Below are 21,613 nucleotides of genomic sequence, written 5' to 3'. Positions count from 1 at the left end.
CGTGCTGAATCGTACTCTTACGCCGGTGTTGAATTCTATTCTCGTCATTAAAAACACAATAAGTCGAGGAAGTTATGAACACAGAAACAAAGAAAATGATATTGGTATCAGTCCTCTGCGGTCTCGGTTATATGATGTATTCCGTCGACCGCATGACCGTCTCTTCCGCCATTGGGTTAATCTCGCAAGATTTTGGTTTAGAAAAAGGCAGTTCGGGCATTTTATTAAGCTCGTTCTTTTATGGTTTTATCGGCTTTCTGTTTATTTCCGGCATTATTGCCGACAAGCTCAGCGGCAAACCGGTGCTCATCCTCGGTCTGATGATATTTTCACTGGCAACCATCTTTACTGGTCTTGCCGGGAGTTTAAGCGCGCTGATTTTCTATCGTGTGATGACCGGGATTGGTGAAGGGATATTCTGGCCTGCCGCCTCATTGGAGGTCGCTAACGTCACCACAGAGAAACAGCGCACCACGGTGATGTCATTATACTGGATGGGTTATCCCATCGGCGGCTTCCTTGGTACCTGGTTAGGAGCGATGCTGGGGCCCGTGTATGGCTGGCGCGTGGTGTTCTACGTCGCCGGTGCTATGGGGGTCGTGGTCGCTATCCTCTATGCCATTTTAGTCAAAAATGAACCCAAGCCGGCAGAGGCTAAAACCAAAGTAGTGAAAGAAAAAGTCCCTCTGCGCCTATTGTTTACCACCCCTTCCGTGATCCTGATGGCCCTCTACTACTTTGTTCTGCTGTGCGGCTGGTGGATAGTGCTGCTCTGGGCACCAACCTTCTTAATGAATGCCAAACAGATGCCCATCGGCATGGCTGGGACCATTGCCAGTTTACTGGGGCTGACCGGCGCCTTAGGAGGATTCCTGCTCGGACGTTACTGCGACCGGGGGAATTTTAACCGCAAACGCTGGGTGCTGATCAGTATTACCTTGCTCAGTGGCGTCTTGATGGCTGCACTGGTAGCCGATTTGCCTATTCCGGCGGTCGTAGTGTTGGTGATGTTACTGGGCTTTATCGGCTATCCGATCACTCCATTAGTATTGGCATTTACCTCTGAGTTGGTGCCCGCCTCAATTCGCGGCGCGGCTATCGGTTTTGTGATGAATGTGGGGATGACGGCAGGCGGCATCTCTCCGGTATTGGCGGGCTATCTGGCGGAACGTTATACCTTGTCGCCAGTCTGGCTATTCTCCGCCTGCCTGATGGCTTCAAGTAGCTTGTTATTACTGCGGGTGCGGAAAGTTGAAGTCACCATCGATGAACCCGTGGTATCTGGCGAACTGACTAAAGCTAGCCAATAACCCGGTTGGTTTTATCTGCCCCGACAACTGACTCGTTAAGAGATTGAACATGACAATGACTATCCCGCAGGAGACATTGGATCAATTAACCCATGTCCCAATGCCTAAACACGTTGCCACGCGCCAGCCTAATGAAATGCTACAGCTAGGGGCAGATATTATTCCAGTCTATCGCAGTGAAGCATTGGTGATTGGCAGCGGTGCTGCCGGGTTGCGTGCCGCCGTTGAACTGCGCCGCCGTCATATTGATGTGCTGGTCGCGACTCAGACGCTGTTTTGGGGCACCTCGGCCTGTTCCGGGTCGGATAAGCAAACACTGCATACCGCAGCTACCAGTAAGCAAGGCGATAATTTTATTAAACTGGCACAGGCCTTGGGCGCTGGTGGAGCAATGGATGCCGACACGGCTTATGTCGAGGCTGTCGGCTCAGTTGAAGCCTTTGCTGGCCTTAAATATATCGGCCTACCCTTACCAGAAGATCGCTATGGCGCTATTTTGCGCTACCAGACTGACCATGATGAAGCTGGGCGGGCAACAAGTTGTGGCCCGCGCACCTCACGCCTGATGGTTAAAGTATTGGCAGAAGAAGCTATTCGGTTGGGTGTGGCTTTTGTTGATCACTCAACCGTGATTCGTCTGTTAGTGGCGGGGGAAGGCCGTGAGCGCAAAATTGCCGGAGCCATCGCCATTAATAGTGGCGATCGCGGCGAGAATAATCCAACCGGGCTTGCTATCTATCTTTGCCCGTCACTGGTATTAGCCGCCGGTGGGCCAGGAGAGTTATTCCGCGACAGTGTTTACCCGAAGCGCTGTTTTGGCTCATTGGGTTTAGGGCTAGAAGCTGGGATCACGGCGGTGAATCTGACTGAACATCAATTTGGTATTGGTACACGCCGCGATGAGTTTCCATGGAATCTGTCGGGCACTTATGTGCAATGCATGCCTTATATCTATTCTGTCGATGACAAAGGCAATGAGCATAACTTTCTGGCGGAGTACTACCGCACCACACAAGAATTGGCAGCAAACATCTTCAGGAAAGGCTATCAATGGCCAATCCATGCGACGCGAATGTTAGATTTTGGTTCCAGTTTGGTCGACTTGGCGATATTTAGTGAGTCGCAATCTGGCCGAACCATCTTGATGGATTTTAATCGCAATCCGCAGCCGGTAGCGGGTGATGAGTCTTTTAGTCTGGAGCGGCTGGAACCGGATGTGGCATCGTACTTATCCAATAACGATGCATTATTGCCGTTACCGATAGATCGCTTGCGTCGTATGAACCCGCTCGCCATCGAGTTGTACAAATACCATGGGCAAGATATCAGCCAGGCACCGCTAGCATTTAATGTTAATCACCAGCATATGAATGGTGGTCTGGCCGTTGATACTTGGGGTCAAACTTCACTATCGGGCTGCTATGCCATTGGCGAAGCGGCGGGAACACACGGCGTGACCCGCCCAGGAGGGGCTGCATTGAATGCGGGACAGGTATTTGGTTTGCGTTGTGCCAAACAAATAGCTAACCAAACAGCGTCGCCACCCTTAGCTGTCGCCCAGCTACATAAGCAAATAGCGCAATGTATGGCAGACATAACACAGGGGCTAAGTAATGAGAGCGGGTTAAGCCTGCAACAGATTAAAGCCGATATTCAGCAGCGAATGAGTGATAAAGCAGGCTTTATTTGCTATGCCGACGAGGTGAGTGACGCTCTACAAGCCGCGCAGCAGCTAAATCAGGTTATTCAACAGCAGGGAATTGCTATTCCATATGTCAATAAAGTGGCGGTGAGTTTCCAATGGCGGCATATGGCACTGGCGTCGGAAGCGTTGCTGACAGCTCTGGATTTCTATATCTCACAAGGCGGGGGCAGCCGCGGAGCCAGAGCCATCTGTTCGGCCCAGGGGGAAGCCGTTCCTGAATCACGCCAAGGCCCACTGGCCGACTATCGCTTCATAACTGAAAAGCCTGAGCATCGCCAGCAGCAGTTGACTGTCACTTATCAGCAGGGGAAGTTTGCTGTTACTGTCTCATCTCTGCGTCAACTCGATGATCTTAATGCTATTTTCTTTGAAAAAAATTGGCCCGATTTTCTTACTGGAGCATTATATCGCTAAAATTCGTGCTCTTGTTCGCCCAGTAACCCTTGCAGCCCATGGTATTCCGTGGGCTTTTTATTGCAGTAAAACGCCGCTTTACTCTGCATCGACTGAAGGTTCTAAGGTAGCCCCCTTCCCTTGGCGGCTGCGTTTTGCAGCCAACCACAGTCCGCTGTTTTTCATCGCGTAGCCAAACACAACGCCGACCAACACCGAGGCCGTCACTAATTTCCAGTCACCATTAGCGGCAAAAGTGGCACAAGCACCGATAAAGGTACCGGGTACAAAGGATAGCCATTGCTGGCACGCCTGAATGCACATCAAAAACGCCACAATACCGGTTAGTACATACCCAAGGATTGTCCATTCAGGTTGTAACGCGCTGCCCTGAATAATCATCATCGCCCAGAACACTCCGCTCATACAGGTGAGCAGAGTGATTAGCAAACCTTTCAAACCACCTTGCGGACAGGCGAAATACGCCGTACAGCCAAGAAAACCGGCCCAACTGATCAGCCCCAAGCTAACCGCGACCCACCCCCAAATACCTGAAAGCACGCCGGTGGTAATAGCAATCATCAAAATAATATTCATTCACGTCACTCACGAAAAAGTCAATCAATAGGGATCAAGCAATGAACATATTTTACCCGAACTTAGGTAGTATATGGCGATGAAAGTCACAAATTAAATGATACGAATGCAATTAAATTTAATTTATTGTGATTTAAATCACAAAACAATCGATGGAGAGGTTGAATGCTACACCTACTGTGTAGGTCAAAATAGATATAAATATTTAATAACCACTGAAAATTGGTGAGTATTTAGTTAGTAACTAAATAAAATTAACTATTTTAATAAAACAACAATTAAAATATATTATTTATTACATCCATCAATTGATTTACTTTAAAACATCTAAAAACAAAATTTATAGTAAGGTGTTTATATAAATGAAAAAATTTATTTATATGATGATTCCAATTATTTTATACAGTGGAATAGCCCCTGCTGATCAAATTAATCTCGTCAACACTCGTAAAGAAGATATGGCATGCTTTTATAAGGACAACAATTATTCAAATGAAATGTTTTGCGTAGAGAACAATACAGCTATTGGTCAATTAGGTAATAATCACAATAATAATACATCCTCCATTAAAGTTCCACGAGGTTTAGCCGCAACTATATACCAAGACTCTTATTACAAAGGAGAAAGCACTATAATTTATACTGACACCAATATGAAAGAGTTAGAAGCTTTAGGGTTTCAGGATAAGATTAGTTCATTTTATATAACCTCCGCAGCGTGTTTCTATACTGAGGATAACTTCACCGGCTTACAACATTGCCTGGCAACCGATCACAATGAAAATTTCTATAAAAACTCAAAAAGTAAAATTAGAAATGACAGTATTTCATCAATTTACATCCCCAAAGACATCTTGGTGTCTATATATAAAAATGACAATTTCAACCCGCCATATTATTTAATCCATGAGAGCATAGATGCTGATGGATTACGTAAAATCGGCATGTTAAATGATATATCTAGCATTCAAACATTTAATGACAAATATGCTTTCTGTATTGATAAATGCGTTATCAATAAAGTGATTAACTATCCTCTCAATTCAATATTTGGCACCTACTGGCATAATGATAGCCTTCCATATAAATATGTACTGTTAAATATGAAGAGAACTCAGAATGATAACTATCAAATAGTTTTATTCGAGGACAGTAACATTTACGTTAACTATCCTACCATTACCTTTAAACATAGAAACCAGCAAGAGGAATTTACCTTTAACCTGAATGAACACTCTAATGAAATAACACTGCTCATCAGAATTAATGATCCTTCGATTGAGATTCAGTATGTGGAGTCTTATAACACGCAGTATATAAACAGTTCACCGTTAATTGCGTTCGAATCGGAAAATATGACAGAAATAGAACCTAACATCATTGTTTTTAATAAAGAGATGGAGTGGCCTTTAATCATTAACAGTGCCGTATTTGCCGTGAAGCAAGGGCTTTCCTTACCCAAAAGAAATACCAATAACGTTATGATTTGTATTACCAATCCATTACTGGGACTTTATAACTACGTAGTGCAAGGGCGCTGCAATCAGCCAGAACTCTTCGTCACTAAGTTAGAGAGATTGTTCAGCGACAATGCTGCCGGGCACCCCGAAAAAATATTACAGGTGGCTGGCAGTGCCAAGCCGTTGACGCCACTACAAAATAATACGCCAAAACACCCTGCGAGCGCTCATCCTCTGCTAATGCAACTCACACACATTAACGCTGATACCCGTGGGCATACACTGTCCATCGCGGGTGCGGCATTCGCCTGTAAAACTCCCTTAGTGGGTGGAATCCATCATATAACCCGCCGCCAAATAAAACCTAATCTGGACCCACATTGCATTTTATGGACGATGGATATTCTGACCGATTATACCCTGCTGTTTGGCAGTAGCATCATCACTTGGAACCGCAATCATTTTGGTCAAGTTATCAGTAATATCATCGCCCATGGCGCGACCGGATTTGCCGTTCGCGATCCTCATATAGAAGCTCGATTGGTGGCCTCGGTGTTAGAGCACCTACATCCCACAAGTCCAAATGAAATAGCGCACCTTAAAACTGCCTTTGATTATGCCCAACTGACTTATGTTGGTTATCAAGAACTCAATGCTCTTGCGACAGACCAAGAAGAGTCCTTTACTCTGGCAAGAGAACCTCGACAGGCACAGGCTTTGCCGATGGGCCGCTATGAACTTCAGCTTAGTAGTTACATGTATCGAGAAGTCGTCCCCAGGATTCGTGAATATCAACAATGGGTTGAACACCCTGAATTACGTTTTGACGTTGAGGTGATAAGCGGCACCCCAGCAGAGACATCAGCAGCCCGCCAACGAGTGCTACTTACCGCCGAACAGTGGCGGGAAACCTATTTTCGCCAGAGTATTCCCCGCGTCCCCAGTGGTCAGCCAAATTCTCAAGCCGCCACCTTTATGCAAACCGGTCGAACCGTCAGTGATATCGTCCGAAGTTGGCTGCGTACCCCTAGCGAAGATTATATTTATATTGTCGTGAGACTGCGCGGAGAGATTGTCAGTTTGGCTGTTGCCACAGATATCGGTAATGATAACGTTGGGTTAGCAGCGTCAATTACCGCGCCCGCTTATGTCATTAACCCCGTCGCGGAAAATGCAGTTCGAGGTAGCGGTACTGCCGCCGTGCATGCGCTAGCCAAATATCTGAAAGAGAAAAAGAAAAAGAGTTTGGTTTCCATCGTAATATCCCAACCCTCGGCGATTGTGAAAAATAAGTTGGGCTTTAAATTCATCGAGGATATGTAGTTTGCCGATAGAAAAACAAAACCCCCTGTCAGCCGATGCTCACAGGGGGTTTATTTGACCTTTACCGCCTGATTACATCAGCGGCTGAGCCATTTGTACCAACGTAATCAGTGGTTGTGGATAGATACCCAGCACCAGTACCAAAATCGCGGAAATCAGCACCACAACACCACCGGCAGTCAATGCCCAGTTATTTGGCGTGTCGCGAACCAAGGTTTCCGGCGCACTGAGGTACAGACTGACCGTCACGCGCAGATAGTAATACAGGCCGATGGCACTGCCCAATACCACCGCACCCGTCAGCCACCACAGGTTAGCACTGACACCCATTGCCACGACAAAGAACTTACCAATAAAGCCCAGTGTCATTGGGATACCGGCCAGTGACAGCATCATCACCGTCATCACCGCAGACAGAATCGGCTTATGCCAGAACAACCCACGGTAGGAGAACAGCGACTCTGCATCCGGGCCTTTGTATGGGCTGGACATCAAGCTGATCACACCGAAAGCACCCAAGCTGCTGAACAGGTAACCGGCCAGATAGACACCGACGGTTTCCAGTGCCAGCTGATGAGTTTGTACCGCCACCAGCGCAATCAGCAGATAACCAAGGTGCGCGATAGAGGAATAACCCAACAGACGCTTAATGTTGGTCTGGCTGATTGCCATCAGGTTACCGAACAGAATCGAGGCCACCGCAATCAGTGAAAGAACCAGACGGACCGCTTCACTGTCAGCCGCGGGCGCATACAGGAACAAGCGCATCACCACGGCAAAGATAGCAATCTTACTGGCCGTTGCCAGGAAAGTAGATACCGGGGCAGGAGCGCCCTGATACACATCCGGCGTCCACAGTTGGAATGGCACCAGTGACAATTTAAAGCCGAGGCCGACAATCATCATCCCCAGACCGGCCAGAATCAGCGGCTGATGGATAACAGAATCACTCAGGCTTTTGCCCAGACCGGCGAAAGACAAGCTACCGGACTCTGCATACAACAGCGCCATCCCGAACAGCAGGAATGATGATGCTGCCGCAGACAGCAGCATGTATTTGATACTGGCTTCCAGTGAACGCTTCTGACGATAGGCGTAACCAATCAGGCCAAACAGCGGCAAGGAGATCAGTTCGATACCCAGGAACAGCGAGGCCAGATGATTGGCACTGGCCAGCAGAATGCCACCCATGGTCGCAATCAGCACCAGCAGGTAGAACTCTTCGCGGTTATCCGGATAGCCATTGAGCCACGGATAAGCAAAGGTGCTGGTTGCCAGACTGGCGGCAATCACTAGCCCGGTATAGAACATCGAATAGCCGTCAACCCGCATCAGCGGTGTGACATCCATCGGCCCGACCTGACCGACAAAGTAAAGTGACAGCAATGCCAGGTTAAGCCCGATAACCGTCAGAGTGGCGTTGAGAAAGTGATCGCGTCGCCACGCAATGGACAGCATCACAACCACCACCGTCAATCCGACGATCAACAGCGGTAGCATTGCGATCAGTTGTTGAGGAGTTATTGTCATGGCGAATTACGGCCTTGTTGTTGGAATAGATGAAGCTGAGAACCACTGCTGTACATTACTCATCGCAGCATGGGAAGTGTCGAGAATTGGCTGCGGGTAAACCCCCAGCAACACTAACAACACCACTAACAGCAGGATGATGGACAGTTCCCTTGCACTCATGCCCGGCAATGCTTCTTGTGATTTTGGCGCGCCATAATAAGCACGTTGCATCATAATCAGCGAGTAAACCGAAGCAAAAACCAGCCCGAAAGTCGAGATCACGGTAATCACTGGCACCACTTGGAAGCTACCGAACAGAATCATAAATTCACCAACGAAGTTACCGGTACCCGGCATCCCCAATGTCGCTACCGCGAAGAACAGCGACAGCGCAGGCAAGTATTTGATTCGACCCCAGAGGCCACCCATTTGGCGCATATCACGGGTATGCAGGCGCTCGTAAAGCTGACCACAGATGATGAACATACCGGCAGCAGAAAGGCCGTGAGCAATCATCTGAATAACCGCACCTTGGTAAGCCAGTTGGCTGCCGGTATAAATGGCAATCAGGACAAAGCCCATGTGCGATACGCTGGTATAAGCAATCAGACGTTTGATGTCTGTCTGGCAGAATGCCATCCATGCACCGTAGAAGATGCCGATAACACCCAACCACATGGCGATAGGAGCAAACTCAGCAGATGCATTCGGGAACAGTGGCAGGCTGAAACGCAGCAAACCATAAGCTGCCGTTTTCAGCAAAATCCCGGCCAAGTCAACAGAACCTGCCGTCGGTGCCTGACTATGTGCATCTGGCAACCAACCGTGCAATGGCACCACGGGCATTTTTACCGCGAAAGCGATAAAGAAGCCCAGCATCAGCAGATATTCAACATGATGTGACATCGGAGTTTTCAACAAATCTTCGTAGTTGAATGTCCAGACGCCGGTGGCGTTGTAGTGCACAAACACCAGCCCCAAAATGGCAATCAGCATGATAAGGCCGCTGGCCTGGGTATAAATGAAGAACTTGGTTGCTGCCGCGATACGGGTTTTACCGTCTGATGCTTTGTGACCCCACAAGGCAATCAGGAAGTACATCGGCACCAACATCATTTCCCAGAAGAAGAAGAACAGGAACATGTCGATGGCGAGGAACACGCCGATAACCCCACCCAGAATCCACAATAGATTCAGGTAGAAGAAGCCCTGATTGCGCTGAATTTCACGCCACGAACAGAGGATAGCCAGCACGCCCAGTAAGCCCGTCAGAACCACCATCAGCAGTGACAAACCATCCAAAGCCAGATGGAAAGCAATGCCGAACCGTGGGATCCACGGCAAGGTAAATTCTGATTGCCACTGCGGGATACCCGCTGGGTTAACCAGTGAATAGCTGCCCTGCACCCAAAGTTGCAGGGAAAGCACCAATGTCAGCCCCATCGCGAGTAGCGCTATCCAGCGCGGTACTCTAGTACCGAAGCGCTCACACTGCCAAGACAGTAAGCCGCCGATAAAGGGGATAAGAATTAGCCAAGGTAATAGCATGGCGTTTTGTGTCCCTAATTAAACGAAAAGCAACAGAGCCAGTACAACGACTGCACCCAAACCCATAGACGCGACATACCAACGCACCTGTCCATTTTCACTGACGGTCAGACCGCGATTACTCCAGCGCGAAAGTATCGCCGGGGTATTCATCAGTGAGTTCAGCGGATCACGTTGCAACAGTCTTGCAATCCACAGATACGGGCGAACAAACACGTTTCGGTACAGCCAGTCGAAGCCCCACGCATGGAACCACCAGACCGTAAAGAAGCGGCCCAGCGCACTTTGCGCAATGCTGTTTACCAACTGACGTTTACCCAGATACAGTGCCGCTGCCAGTGCAATACCGACCACTACCAGCACACCAGAGAAGATCTCCAGCGGCATTTTGCCCTCTTCACCGAAGTGAAGCTCTGGCAACACACCCGCCAGTGGTGGTGTTATCAGCGCGCCAACAAATGTCGACAGCACCAGCAACACAATCAGCGGCAGGCTATGAGTGATCCCTTTGACTGGATGCGCTTTGGTTTTTGGCTCGCCATGGAACACAATGAAAATCATACGGAAGGTATACAGCGCGGTGAGGAATGCCCCAACCAGCCCCGCAACCATCAGATTGATATGGCCACTGGCCAATGCGCCCCACAGAATTTCGTCTTTACTGTAGAAGCCTGCGGTGACGATTGGCAATGCTGCCAGCGCCGCACCACCCACCAAGAAGCAGATATAAACCAATGGGATAGTCTTACGCAGACCGCCCATTTTGAAAATATTTTGCTCGTGGTGACAGGCCAGAATTACCGAACCGGAAGAGAGGAACAGTAACGCTTTAAAGAAAGCATGGGTCATCAGGTGGAAAATCGCCGCATCCCACGCCTGAACGCCCAGCGCCAGGAACATGTAGCCAATCTGGCTCATGGTGGAATAGGCCAAGACCCGTTTGATGTCGGTCTGTACCAAGGCGGCAAAACCGGCCAATACCAAGGTGACTGCCCCGATAATCCCCACCAGATGCAGAACTTCCGGTGCCATCAGGAACAGACCGTGAGTACGGGCAATCAGATAGACCCCAGCGGTAACCATGGTTGCCGCATGGATCAGAGCGGAAACCGGTGTCGGGCCCGCCATCGCATCAGCCAACCACGTTTGTAACGGCAACTGCGCCGATTTACCGACCGCGCCACCCAACAGCATCAGCGTCGCCCAAGTAATGGCGGTGGAGCCCATTTCCAGTTTCTGCGGTGCCAATACCATCAGCTCGCGAATGTTCAGTGTGCCCAGTTCTTGATAGAGAATGAACAAAGCGATGGCCAGGAACACGTCACCCACACGGGTCACGATAAAGGCTTTCATCGCCGCAGCGCCATTGGCAGGATTGGTGTAGTAGAAACCAATCAGCAAGTAGCTGCACAGGCCCACGCCTTCCCAACCCAGATACATCAGCATCAGGTTATCCGCCAGCACCAAGGTCACCATACTGGCGATAAACAGGTTGGTGTAAGCGAAGAAGCGGGAGTAGCCCTCTTCCCCACGCATATACCAAGAGGCATACATGTGGATCAGGAAGCCCACCCCGGTGACCACAGACAACATGGTCAGCGACAGGCCGTCCAGTGTCAGAGTCAGCGGAATGTTGAACGCGCCGACAGACATCCAGTTCCACAGGGTTTGGTTAAACACCTGTACCCCGGTGGCTTTTTGACTGAGGAAATCCACTGCAACATACAGTGTTACCAGCGCAGTTAGGCCAATAGAGCCAACCCCGACAGTGGCGGAGGTGTTTTCAGACCAACGCCCACGGGAGAATGCCAACAGCAAGAAGCCCAGCAGTGGCAGCAGAATTGTTAAATATAATAGGTTCATCCGCGCATCTCACTGACTGTATCGATATTCAGAGTATGACGGCGACGATACAGCTGTAGCAGCAATGCCAGGCCAATACTGGCCTCCGCTGCCGCTAGCGTAATCGCCAGGATATACATCACCTGACCGTCAGCCTGACCCCAATAACTGCCCGCCACCACAAAGGCGAGCGCCGCTGCGTTGATCATCACTTCAAGGCTTATCAGCATAAACAGCAGGTTGCGACGAATCAGCAACCCCGTCAGCCCCAGCACAAACAGAATGGCCGCCAGAATCAGGCCATGTTGTAGAGGGATCATGCTTGTTCCTCCGTTTTTCTTTTCGCTGAATCGCTGGCGCCCAGCACTTCACCCGGCTTATGTTCACGCCCGATATGGAAGGCAACCACCAGACCTGCCAGCAGTAGCATTGAAGCCAGTTCAACTGCCAGCACATAAGGGCCGAACAAGCTAATACCGACGGCTTTGGCATCCACCATTTCACCGCTGATACCTGAATCGGTGACTGAGCTAATGGCATAGATCAGTACCGACAACAGCACCAGTGCCAATAAGCCGGGGCCAATCCACAAACTTGGTTTCAGCCAGTCGCGCTCTTGTTGTTCAACATTGCCAAGGTTCAGCATCATCACCACGAACACGAACAGCACCATAATGGCACCGGCGTATACGATGATTTCCAACGCACCGGCAAAGTAAGCCCCCAGCGAGAAGAACACGGCTGAAATAGCCAGCAAAGAGATAATCAGGTACAGCAACGCATGTACCGGGTTGGTATGAGTGATAACGCGAATAGTCGCCACCACTGCCACCAATGCTGCAATATAAAATGCAAATTCCATGGAAGCTGGCTCCTAAGGCATCAGACCTTTAACGTCGATCGGTTTGGCTTCATTTTCGGCTTCGCCTTTCTGCTTGCCGTCAATTGCCATACCGGACATCCGGTAGAAGTTATATTCCGGATATTTACCCGGCCCCGAGATCAACAGATCTTCTTTCTCATACACCAGATCCTGGCGTTTGAATTCACCCATTTCGAAATCCGGCGTCAGCTGGATAGCGGTGGTCGGGCAAGCTTCTTCACACAGACCACAGAAAATGCAGCGCGAGAAGTTGATACGGAAGAACTCCGGATACCAGCGACCATCTTTCTGCTCAGCTTTCTGCAATGAGATACAGCCAACCGGGCAAGCAACGGCACATAAGTTACAGGCAACGCAGCGCTCTTCACCGTCGGGATCGCGCGTCAGCACAATCCGGCCACGGTAGCGCGGCGGCAGGTAAACCGGCTCTTCCGGATACATTTGGGTTTCGCGCTTGTGGAAGGCATGAAGGCCTATCATCCACAGGCTGCGCACTTGGGTGCCGAAACCAACCACTAACTCTTTCAACGTCATGGTTCATTCACCCCTTATTGAGCGTTGTACAAAATGACCGCGGCAGTCGCCAGCAGATTCAGCAGGGTCAACGGCAGGCAAACTTTCCAGCCGAATGACATCACTTGGTCATAACGTGGGCGCGGCAAGGATGCACGGATCAGAATGAACATCACCATGAAGAAAGCCGTTTTCAGCGCAAACCAGATAAATGGCGGCAAGAACGGACCTTGCCAACCTCCGAAGAACAAGGTGACTATCAGTGCAGAGACGGTCACGATACCGATGTATTCACCGACGAAGAACAAACCGAATTTCATGCCGGAATATTCAATGTGGTAACCATCGGCCAGTTCTTGTTCAGCTTCTGGCTGGTCAAAGGGATGACGGTGACAGACTGCAACACCCGCAATAGCAAAGGTCACAAAACCAAAGAATTGCGGGATGACATTCCAGACGTGCTCCTGAGAGTTAACAATATCCTGCATGTTGAACGAGCCTGCCTGTGCTACCACGCCCATCAGCGACAAGCCGAGGAACACTTCGTAGCTCAGGGTTTGCGCAGATGCACGCATCGCCCCTAACAGAGAATATTTGTTATTACTGGACCAACCGGCGAACAGCACGGCGTACACCGCCAGCCCCGCCATCATCAGGAAGAACAAAATACCGATATTGAGGTCTGCAACCGCCCAGGTCGGGCTGACCGGGACAATGGCAAAAGAGAGCAACAGTGAGGTAAAGGCGATAACCGGTGCCAGAGTAAAGATAGCCCGGTCGGAGAAGCGCGGTACCCAGTCCTCTTTGAAGAACATTTTGATCATGTCAGCAACCAGCTGCAATGATCCGCCCCAACCGACACGGTTTGGTCCGTAACGGTTTTGGAACAGACCCAGCAGGCGGCGCTCACCAAAGCTCATAAATGCGCCGCAGGTCACGACCACCAACAGAATCACTACCGCTTTCAGGACAGAGATTAAAATCTCAATCAATTCAGGGGTAAACCAGCTCATAGTACTGCCTCCCGCAGATTCTCAACACGCGCACCCACCATAATCGGTGGAATGCCCGGTAAGCCAAGCGGCAAGCCGACCTGACCCTGAGCCAAGGTTTCACTCAAACGTACTGGCAGGCGCAAAGTCTGACCCGCGCAGTTGAACTCCACCAGCGTACCGAGGTTGACCCCAAGCGTGGCGGCATCAGCCGGGTTGACCATCACGTAAGGTGCAGGCATCCGTTGCTGAATCACATCTGAGCGCTGAGACATCTCTTCACTACCAAACAGGTGATAGTAAGGTGCGATCTGCCAGCTGTCGGTGTTAGCGGTAAAGGCTGCAGGTACCGAATCAAAGTAACCGAGAGTTCCCTCCCCTGCTTCAATCAGACGGACACCCGGATCGCCGAAGCGCAAATTGCCACCCACTTCTGCCTGGAATTTGTTCCATGCTTGCGGTGAGTTCCAGCCTGGTGCCCAGGCAAATGGAATCTGCTGACGATCAGCCAGTGGGCTGTTGTTCCCTTCCATTGAGAAGGCAAACGGCGTGTCGATATCTTGCGGCTGACGCGGTTCATGCACACTAATATCTGCGCGCATGGCAGTACGGCCACTGTAACGAATCGGCGAACGCGCCAGTTTCTGACCACGGATACGGAATGTCGCATCCGGCGCGGCTTCAACAATGCCTTCTAACTGCGGCAATGCAGCCACACAAGCTTGAATCACGTGATCAAGCTGAGTCCAGTCAACGTGGCGGCTGGTGTAAGTTGAGTGCAGGGAATGCAACCAACGCCAGCTCTCCAGCATAATGCTGCGGCTTTCAGGTTTTTTCGGATCATCGTAGTAAGTCGGGTCATACACTTGGAAGAAGCGCTGAGCGCGGCCTTCCTGATTGACCAAGGTACCGTCGCTTTCCGCGAAACTGGCAGCAGACAGAATCAAATCCGCTTTATCCATAATCGCTGTGCGCTGGTGATCGACCACGATCAGATTTGCTGTTTTCTCCAATGCGGCATCGACTTTGTCTTTTGCAGCATGGCGATACAGGTCGTTTTCCATCACGATAACACTATCCGCGTCACCTTGGGTCAACAACTCCAGTGCTTGATCCAGTGAACCACCGCCGATCATTGACAGACCAATACTGTTGGCGGCACTGGCAACAAAGGTAATGCCGACATCAGAGCCACGGCCTTTCAACGCTTTTGCTACGTTGGCTGCCGCTTCAATGATGGCGTCGCTGCCCGCACTGCTGCCGGTAATAATCAGTGGTTTTTTCGCACCGGCCAGCGCCTGTACGATGATATCCACTTTACCTTTCAGTTTACTGTCCAGATCAGAGACTGCCGGGGCCGACTCATCCAACGCGTGAGCAATGGCGAAACCTAAACGAGCCTGATCATCCACCGGAGCACGGTAATTCCATGCCGCGATATCATCCATGCGGGTGTTATCAACGTTAGTGATAAACAGCGGATGTTTGGCATGTTGACCAATGTTCATAATGGCGGCAATTTGCCAGTCAGCCACTTTTTGTGCGGCGGCCATTTCGCGGGCTTTACCTTTCACTGCCTGACGAACTGACAGCGCAATACGTGCGCCAGTCTGAGTCAAATCTTCACCCAGAATCAGCACGGCGTCGTAGCTTTCAATTTCGCGTAATGCTGGCGTGTAAATACCGCCCTCACGCAGCACTTTCAGCATCAATTGCAAGCGTTGTTGCTCACTTGCGGCGATACCGGTGTAGAAGTTTTCAGCACCAACCAACTCACGCAGCGCGAAGTTACTTTCCAGGCTGGCACGCGGTGAACCGATACCGATGGTTTTCTTCGCCTGACGCAGAATATCCGCCGCACCTTGCATCGCTTGTTCAGCGTTCAGGTGGATCCAGTCATTACCACGCAGTTGCTGTGGTTGACGTGGGCGATCTTTGCGGTTGACGTAGCCATAACCAAAGCGGCCACGGTCACACATAAAGTAGTGGTTTACCGTGCCGTTGTAGCGGTTTTCGATGCGACGCAATTCACCATAACGTTCGCCCGGGCTGGTATTACAGCCCACGCTGCACTGCTGGCAGATACTTGGCGCGAACTGCATATCCCATTTACGGTTATAACGCTCGGAATGGGTTTTGTCGGTGAATACACCGGTCGGGCACACTTCTACTAGGTTACCGGAGAACTCGCTTTCCAGCGTGCCGCTCTCAGTACGACCAAAGTAGACGTTATCGTGCGCGCCGTAGACACCAAAGTCAGTGCCATCCGCGTAATCTTTGTAGTAACGCACACAGCGGTAACAGGCGATACAGCGGTTCATTTCATGGGAGATGAACGGGCCGAGGTCCTGATTTTGGTGAGTCCGTTTGCTGAAGCGATAGCGGCGGAAACTGTGACCGGTCATCACTGTCATATCTTGCAGATGACAGTTACCCCCCTCTTCACAGACCGGGCAATCGTGTGGGTGGTTAGTCATCAACCATTCAACCACACTCTCACGGAACGCTTTGGCTTCGCCGTCATCAATGGAAATAAAGGTTCCATCAGTGGCCGGGGTCATACAGGACATCACCAAACGCCCACGAGTGTCGTCCGCGTTTTGGTATTGCTTTACCGCACATTGGCGGCAAGCGCCGACGCTTCCCAGCGCCGGATGCCAGCAAAAATAAGGAATATCGAGTCCCAGGGAGAGACAAGCTTGTAACAGGTTGTCGGCCCCGTTTACGTCGTATTCTTTGCCGTCTACATGAATCGTAGCCATATGCATGCTTCCAAGTGACCTGTGCGTGAACACATTTAATGTCTGTTGCGCTCGGTGATACTTCGTCAAAAATCAGCCCAAAATGCTCATTCTGATTTTTTCCTCGTCTGACCGTCGCTCACGACGACTTTAAACGGTTCGTTTACAAGCGTTAATCAAAAAATCTGACCCTTGCTGAAAATAGCAAGGGCGTCAATACTGCTACCAACGCGCTTTTAATAGGTTCGGTTGAATACCGGCTATGGCTCGGGTATTGCCATAATCCTTAGCTGCGATCCCGGCTTCGAATTCTTCCCGGAAATATTTGATCGCGCTTTGTAGTGGTTCAACCGCGCCCGGCGCGTGAGCACAGAAGGTTTTGCCCGGCCCCAAGAAGCGGCACAGTTGCTCCAGCGTCTCGATGTCGCCCGGCTGACCTTCGCCGCGCTCCAGTGCACGCAGGATCTTCACGCTCCATGGCAAACCATCGCGGCAAGGTGTACACCAGCCACAAGATTCACGGGCAAAAAACTCTTCCAGATTACGCACCAGCGGAACCATACCAATCTCATGGTCTACCGCCATGGCCAGTGCAGTCCCTAAACGGCTGCCTGCTTTGGCGATATTCTCGAAGTCCATCGGCAAATCCAAATGGTCGGCGGTCAGGAAGTCAGTACCCGCCCCACCCGGCTGCCACGCTTTGAATTTCAAGCCATCGCGCATGCCACCGGCATAATCTTCCAGAATTTCACGGGCGGTGATACCAAACGGCAGTTCCCACAGACCCGGATTTTTCACCCGACCAGAGAAGCCCATTAACTTGGTACCGGCATCGTTACTTTTACCGGCAGTGATCCCCTGATACCACTCCACACCATGCTCAAGAATGGCTGGAACGTTACACAGCGTCTCAACGTTATTCACGCAAGTCGGCTTGCCCCAAACACCTGAAGATGCAGGGAAAGGTGGCTTGGAACGCGGGTTGGCACGGCGGCCTTCGAGCGAGTTAATCAATGCGGTTTCTTCACCGCAGATATAACGGCCAGCACCGGTATGCACAATCAGCTCAAAATCAAAGCCGCTGCCCATGATATTCTTGCCCAGCAAACCGGCTTCGTTAGCCTCGGCAATCGCACGGCGCAAGTTAGCGGCAGCTTCGATATATTCGCCACGTAAGAAGATATAACCACGGTAGGCTTTCAACGCGAAGGCACTGATCAGCATCCCTTCCACCAGCAAATGAGGCAATTGCTCCATCAGCAAACGGTCTTTATAGGTGCCCGGTTCCATCTCATCGGCATTACACAGCAAATACCGGATATTCATGCTTTCGTCTTTTGGCATCAGACTCCACTTCAAACCGGTGGAGAAGCCAGCGCCGCCACGCCCTTTCAGGCCCGCGTCTTTGACCAAGCTAACAACATCAGGTGGTGCCATGCCTTTTAACGCTTTTTCAGCACCTTGGTACCCGGTTTTGCTGCGATATTCATCCAGCCATACCGGCTGTTTGTCATCACGCAAACGCCAGGTCAGCGGGTGCATTTCCGGTGTACGGACGATCTCTTTGGTAAAACCTGAAGTTGTTGTCATGGATATTGCTCCAGTAACTTCTCAATATCTTCAGGTTTCAGATAGCTGTGAGTATCGTCGTCGATCATCATGGTCGGGCCACGATCACAGTTACCCAAACAGCAGGTTGGCAGCAGTGTAAAGCGGCCATCAAAAGTCGTCTGACCTGGCTGAATACTGAGTTTTTTCGAAATCGCAGCCTGGATCCCCTGATAACCGGTGATGTGGCACACCACACTGTCACAGTAACGGATCACATGACGCCCGACAGGTTGGCGGAAGATCTGGCTGTAGAATGTCGCCACACCTTCAACGTCGGAAGCTGGAATGCCCAGCACATCAGCAATGGCATGAATCGCGCCATCCGGTACCCAGCCCCGTTTCTTCTGCACGATTTTCAGTGCTTCGATTGACGCGGCGCGAGCATCTTCGTAATGGTGTTTCTCATGTTCGATAGCATCACGTTCTTCAGCACTCAATTCGAAAACGTCGGTCGTGGTCGCCGGTTCAGCCGCATTGACTGCCAGGTTCGCCACATCTTGGCTTTCGTTACTTACCTGAGTCTCTTTTTGATCACTCATAATTAGCGGTCCACATCAGACATTACAAAATCGATACTGCCCAGATAGACGATCAAGTCAGATACCAGGCTGCCACGGATAACCGATGGGATCTGCTGCAAATGGGCATAGCTTGGAGTACGTATCCGGGTGCGATAGCTCATAGTGCTGGCGTCACTGGTCAGATAGTAGCTGTTGATCCCTTTGGTCGCTTCAACCATCTGGAATGATTCGTTAGCTGGCATCACTGGGCCCCATGAAACTTGCAGGAAGTGAGTAATCAGCGTTTCGATATGTTGCAGCGTACGTTCTTTCGGTGGCGGTGTAGTCAGTGGATGGTCAGCCTTGAATGGCCCTTCTGGCATGTTTTTATAACATTGCTCCAGAATGCGCAGGCTTTGACGCAACTCTTCCACTTTCAGCATCACACGGTCATAGCAGTCGCCGTTGTTACCGATTGGCACTTCGAATTCAAAGTTTTCATAACCGGAATAAGGGCGCCATTTCCGCACATCAAACTCAACGCCTGTAGCACGCAGACCTGCACCGGTCACCCCCCACTCCAATGCTTCTTTGGAGTTATAGGCGGCCACACCGACCGAACGTCCTTTCAGGATACTGTTCTGTAACGCCGCTTTGACGTAGGAATCCAGACGTTTTGGCATCCAGTCAAGGAAGTCGCGCAGCAGACGTTCCCAGCCGCGTGGCAAGTCGTGCGCCACACCACCAATACGGAACCAGGCCGGGTGCATACGGAAACCGGTGATAGCTTCAACCAAATCGTATACTTTTTGCCGGTCGGTAAAGGCGAAGAACACCGGTGTCATGGCACCAACGTCTTGGATGAAAGTACTGATGTACAGCAAGTGGCTGTTGATACGGAACAGCTCAGACAGCATCACACGAATGGTTTTAACGCGATCCGGTACCTCAATACCGGCCAGTTTTTCAACTGCCAGCACGTAAGGCATTTCATTCACGCAACCACCGAGGTACTCAATACGGTCGGTATAAGGAATGTAGCTATGCCAAGACTGGCGTTCGCCCATTTTCTCCGCACCACGGTGGTGGTAACCCACATCTGGCACACAGTCGACAATCTCTTCACCATCAAGCTGCAACACGATACGGAACGCACCGTGTGAAGAGGGGTGGTTCGGGCCGAGGTTCAAGAACATAAAGTCCTCGTTTTCGGTCCCGCGCTTCATTCCCCAATCTTCTGGTTTGAAGGTCAGTGATTCCATTTCCAGATCCTCTTTCTGCTTGGTCAGCACAAAGGGATCGAACTCGGTGGCACGCGCTGGGTAATCTTTACGCAGTGGGTGACCTTCCCAACTCTGCGGCATCATAATGCGCGTCAGATGCGGGTGGCCATCGAAGGTGATACCGAACATTTCCCAAGTTTCACGTTCATACCAGTTGGCATTAGGGAAAATCTTGGTGGCTGTGGACACGTGCATGTCTTTTTCAGACAGTGCCACTTTCAGCATAATGTCGCGGTTGCGTTCGATGGAAAGCAGATGATAGAAAACAGAAAAATCCGCAGCAGGGAGACCCTGGCGGTGAGTTCGAAGGCGTTCATCTACACCATGCAAGTCAAACAGCATGACATACGGCTTCGGTTGTTTTCTCAGGAACGTCATTACTTCCAGTAATTGTTCACGCTTGATCCATACCACGGGCATTCCGGTACGGGTAGCCTGAACAACAAAGGCCTCAGGCCCAAAACGGTTCGACAGTTCACCAATCACCGGATCATCGAGATGATCCCGGGTCTGCCATGCAGGCTGGGTGCCGTCGGACGTCGTTAAATCGGTCATTATTTATTCACCACACTGTTTTTTCACCACACTGAATGTGTCATTTTGTGGTCATTTGCCGCACACATGTTTTGGAAGAAAAACGGTTCCCTCCAAAAACAAATCACTTACGCACCAAGGTCTTAGCTGCTATTTTTACAAAAATAGCAAACTTAGATCTCGTCAGGTGTACGCAGGTTAGTTACTGCAATTCGTTCAGCATGCTTACGTTCTCTTTCTGGTTGCATGTTGGCGCGGTAAACACCTTGATCACCAACAACCCAAGAGAGAGGACGGCGCTCTTTACCGATAGATTCCTGAAGCAGTAGCAGTGCTTGCATATAAGCTTCTGGGCGCGGTGGGCAGCCAGGAATATACACATCTACTGGCAAGAATTTATCCACGCCTTGTACTACAGAATAGATATCGTACATGCCGCCAGAGTTGGCGCAGGCACCCATGGAAATAACCCATTTAGGTTCCAGCATTTGTTCATACAAACGCTGAATAACCGGGGCCATTTTGGTAAAGCAGGTACCGGCTACGACCATGAAATCGGCCTGACGTGGGGAAGCACGCAATACTTCTGCACCAAAGCGTGCCACGTCATGTACGGCGGTGAATGAGGTCACCATCTCCACATAACAGCAGGAAAGGCCGAAGTTATACGGCCAAAGAGAGTTCTTACGCCCCCAGTTCACCATGTCATGCATGGCGTTCTCAAGTTTACCCATGTAAACACTACGGTGGACATGTTGCTCGAGAGGATCGCCGCTGACGGTTTCCTGAGTTTGCAGGGGGTAACGGTCGTTCTCACCGTTAGGGTCTATGCGGGTGAGCGTATAGTCCATGTTAATGCCTCGCTA

The 21,613-nt window shown here is 50.5% G+C and carries 16 protein-coding genes; 3 read left to right on the top strand and 13 right to left on the bottom strand.

All coding sequences use genetic code 11. The features are described from left to right. The first annotated feature begins 74 nt into the window (after positions 1 to 74). Together N0H69_RS10300 and N0H69_RS10295 are read left to right on the top strand one after the other, a co-directional pair. Entirely contained in the window at positions 75 to 1,310 is a 1,236-nt protein-coding gene (locus tag N0H69_RS10300) for an MFS transporter (protein WP_050106109.1), read from the top strand. Positions 1,311 to 1,365: 55 nt separating this feature from the next. Continuing rightward, complete coding sequence (locus N0H69_RS10295; protein WP_216594349.1) at positions 1,366 to 3,429, top strand: FAD-binding protein; 2,064 nt, start codon at positions 1,366 to 1,368, stop codon at positions 3,427 to 3,429. A gap of 78 nt (positions 3,430 to 3,507) precedes the next feature. Here N0H69_RS10295 and N0H69_RS10290 read toward each other — a convergent pair whose 3' ends face one another. Next, positions 3,508 to 4,005 carry a DUF1097 domain-containing protein gene (locus tag N0H69_RS10290; protein ID WP_050106107.1) on the bottom strand — a complete coding sequence of 166 codons (498 nt, stop codon included), beginning with the start codon at positions 4,003 to 4,005 and terminating at the stop codon, positions 3,508 to 3,510. Positions 4,006 to 4,367: 362 nt separating this feature from the next. On the opposite strand from N0H69_RS10290, the gene N0H69_RS10285 reads away from it, so the two are divergent. Further along, on the top strand, positions 4,368 to 6,788 hold the full coding sequence (locus N0H69_RS10285; protein ID WP_050150987.1) for a peptidase inhibitor family I36 protein: 2,421 nt from the start codon (positions 4,368 to 4,370) through the stop codon (positions 6,786 to 6,788). 72 nt (positions 6,789 to 6,860) lie between these two features. Here N0H69_RS10285 and nuoN read toward each other — a convergent pair whose 3' ends face one another. The 12 genes from nuoN to N0H69_RS10225 all read right to left on the bottom strand — a co-directional run bounded on the left by nuoN (position 6,861) and on the right by N0H69_RS10225 (position 21,598). Then, on the bottom strand, positions 6,861 to 8,318 hold the full coding sequence (gene nuoN / locus N0H69_RS10280; protein ID WP_050106105.1) for an NADH-quinone oxidoreductase subunit NuoN: 1,458 nt from the start codon (positions 8,316 to 8,318) through the stop codon (positions 6,861 to 6,863). Positions 8,319 to 8,324: 6 nt separating this feature from the next. After that, positions 8,325 to 9,848 carry an NADH-quinone oxidoreductase subunit M gene (gene nuoM, locus N0H69_RS10275; RefSeq protein ID WP_050106104.1) on the bottom strand — a complete coding sequence of 508 codons (1,524 nt, stop codon included), beginning with the start codon at positions 9,846 to 9,848 and terminating at the stop codon, positions 8,325 to 8,327. 18 nt (positions 9,849 to 9,866) lie between these two features. Then, positions 9,867 to 11,711, bottom strand: coding sequence for an NADH-quinone oxidoreductase subunit L (gene nuoL, locus N0H69_RS10270; protein WP_050106103.1), 1,845 nt, complete (start codon positions 11,709 to 11,711; stop codon positions 9,867 to 9,869). After that, positions 11,708 to 12,010 carry an NADH-quinone oxidoreductase subunit NuoK gene (nuoK, locus tag N0H69_RS10265; protein WP_032815102.1) on the bottom strand — a complete coding sequence of 101 codons (303 nt, stop codon included), beginning with the start codon at positions 12,008 to 12,010 and terminating at the stop codon, positions 11,708 to 11,710. Before nuoK ends, nuoL begins: the two co-directional genes overlap by 4 nt. Beyond that, the gene (gene nuoJ, locus N0H69_RS10260) at positions 12,007 to 12,552 is read right to left on the bottom strand and encodes an NADH-quinone oxidoreductase subunit J (RefSeq protein WP_004708772.1); all 546 of its coding nucleotides are present in this window, start codon (positions 12,550 to 12,552) and stop codon (positions 12,007 to 12,009) included. Before nuoJ ends, nuoK begins: the two co-directional genes overlap by 4 nt. Before the next feature lie 12 nt (positions 12,553 to 12,564). After that, entirely contained in the window at positions 12,565 to 13,107 is a 543-nt protein-coding gene (gene nuoI / locus N0H69_RS10255; protein ID WP_050106102.1) for an NADH-quinone oxidoreductase subunit NuoI, read from the bottom strand. Positions 13,108 to 13,121: 14 nt separating this feature from the next. Further along, positions 13,122 to 14,099, bottom strand: coding sequence for an NADH-quinone oxidoreductase subunit NuoH (nuoH, locus tag N0H69_RS10250; protein WP_005159221.1), 978 nt, complete (start codon positions 14,097 to 14,099; stop codon positions 13,122 to 13,124). Next, on the bottom strand, positions 14,096 to 16,840 hold the full coding sequence (nuoG, locus tag N0H69_RS10245; protein ID WP_050106100.1) for an NADH-quinone oxidoreductase subunit NuoG: 2,745 nt from the start codon (positions 16,838 to 16,840) through the stop codon (positions 14,096 to 14,098). The genes nuoH and nuoG overlap by 4 nt, the downstream gene beginning before the upstream one ends. A 201-nt stretch (positions 16,841 to 17,041) precedes the next feature. Beyond that, positions 17,042 to 18,409 carry an NADH-quinone oxidoreductase subunit NuoF gene (gene nuoF / locus N0H69_RS10240; protein ID WP_050106099.1) on the bottom strand — a complete coding sequence of 456 codons (1,368 nt, stop codon included), beginning with the start codon at positions 18,407 to 18,409 and terminating at the stop codon, positions 17,042 to 17,044. After that, positions 18,406 to 18,969 carry an NADH-quinone oxidoreductase subunit NuoE gene (gene nuoE / locus N0H69_RS10235; protein WP_050120843.1) on the bottom strand — a complete coding sequence of 188 codons (564 nt, stop codon included), beginning with the start codon at positions 18,967 to 18,969 and terminating at the stop codon, positions 18,406 to 18,408. Before nuoE ends, nuoF begins: the two co-directional genes overlap by 4 nt. A 2-nt stretch (positions 18,970 to 18,971) precedes the next feature. After that, positions 18,972 to 20,768: an NADH-quinone oxidoreductase subunit C/D gene (nuoC, locus tag N0H69_RS10230; protein ID WP_050106097.1), complete on the bottom strand. Its 1,797-nt coding sequence runs from the start codon at positions 20,766 to 20,768 to the stop codon at positions 18,972 to 18,974. Between the two features lie 152 nt (positions 20,769 to 20,920). Next, positions 20,921 to 21,598, bottom strand: coding sequence for a NuoB/complex I 20 kDa subunit family protein (locus N0H69_RS10225; protein ID WP_002210278.1), 678 nt, complete (start codon positions 21,596 to 21,598; stop codon positions 20,921 to 20,923). Positions 21,599 to 21,613 lie beyond the last annotated feature (15 nt).

Origin of the sequence: Yersinia alsatica, from assembly GCF_025133195.1 — a bacterium.
Classification (GTDB): Bacteria; Pseudomonadota; Gammaproteobacteria; order Enterobacterales; family Enterobacteriaceae; genus Yersinia; species Yersinia alsatica.
This window is presented reverse-complemented; position numbering and strand designations above follow the sequence as displayed.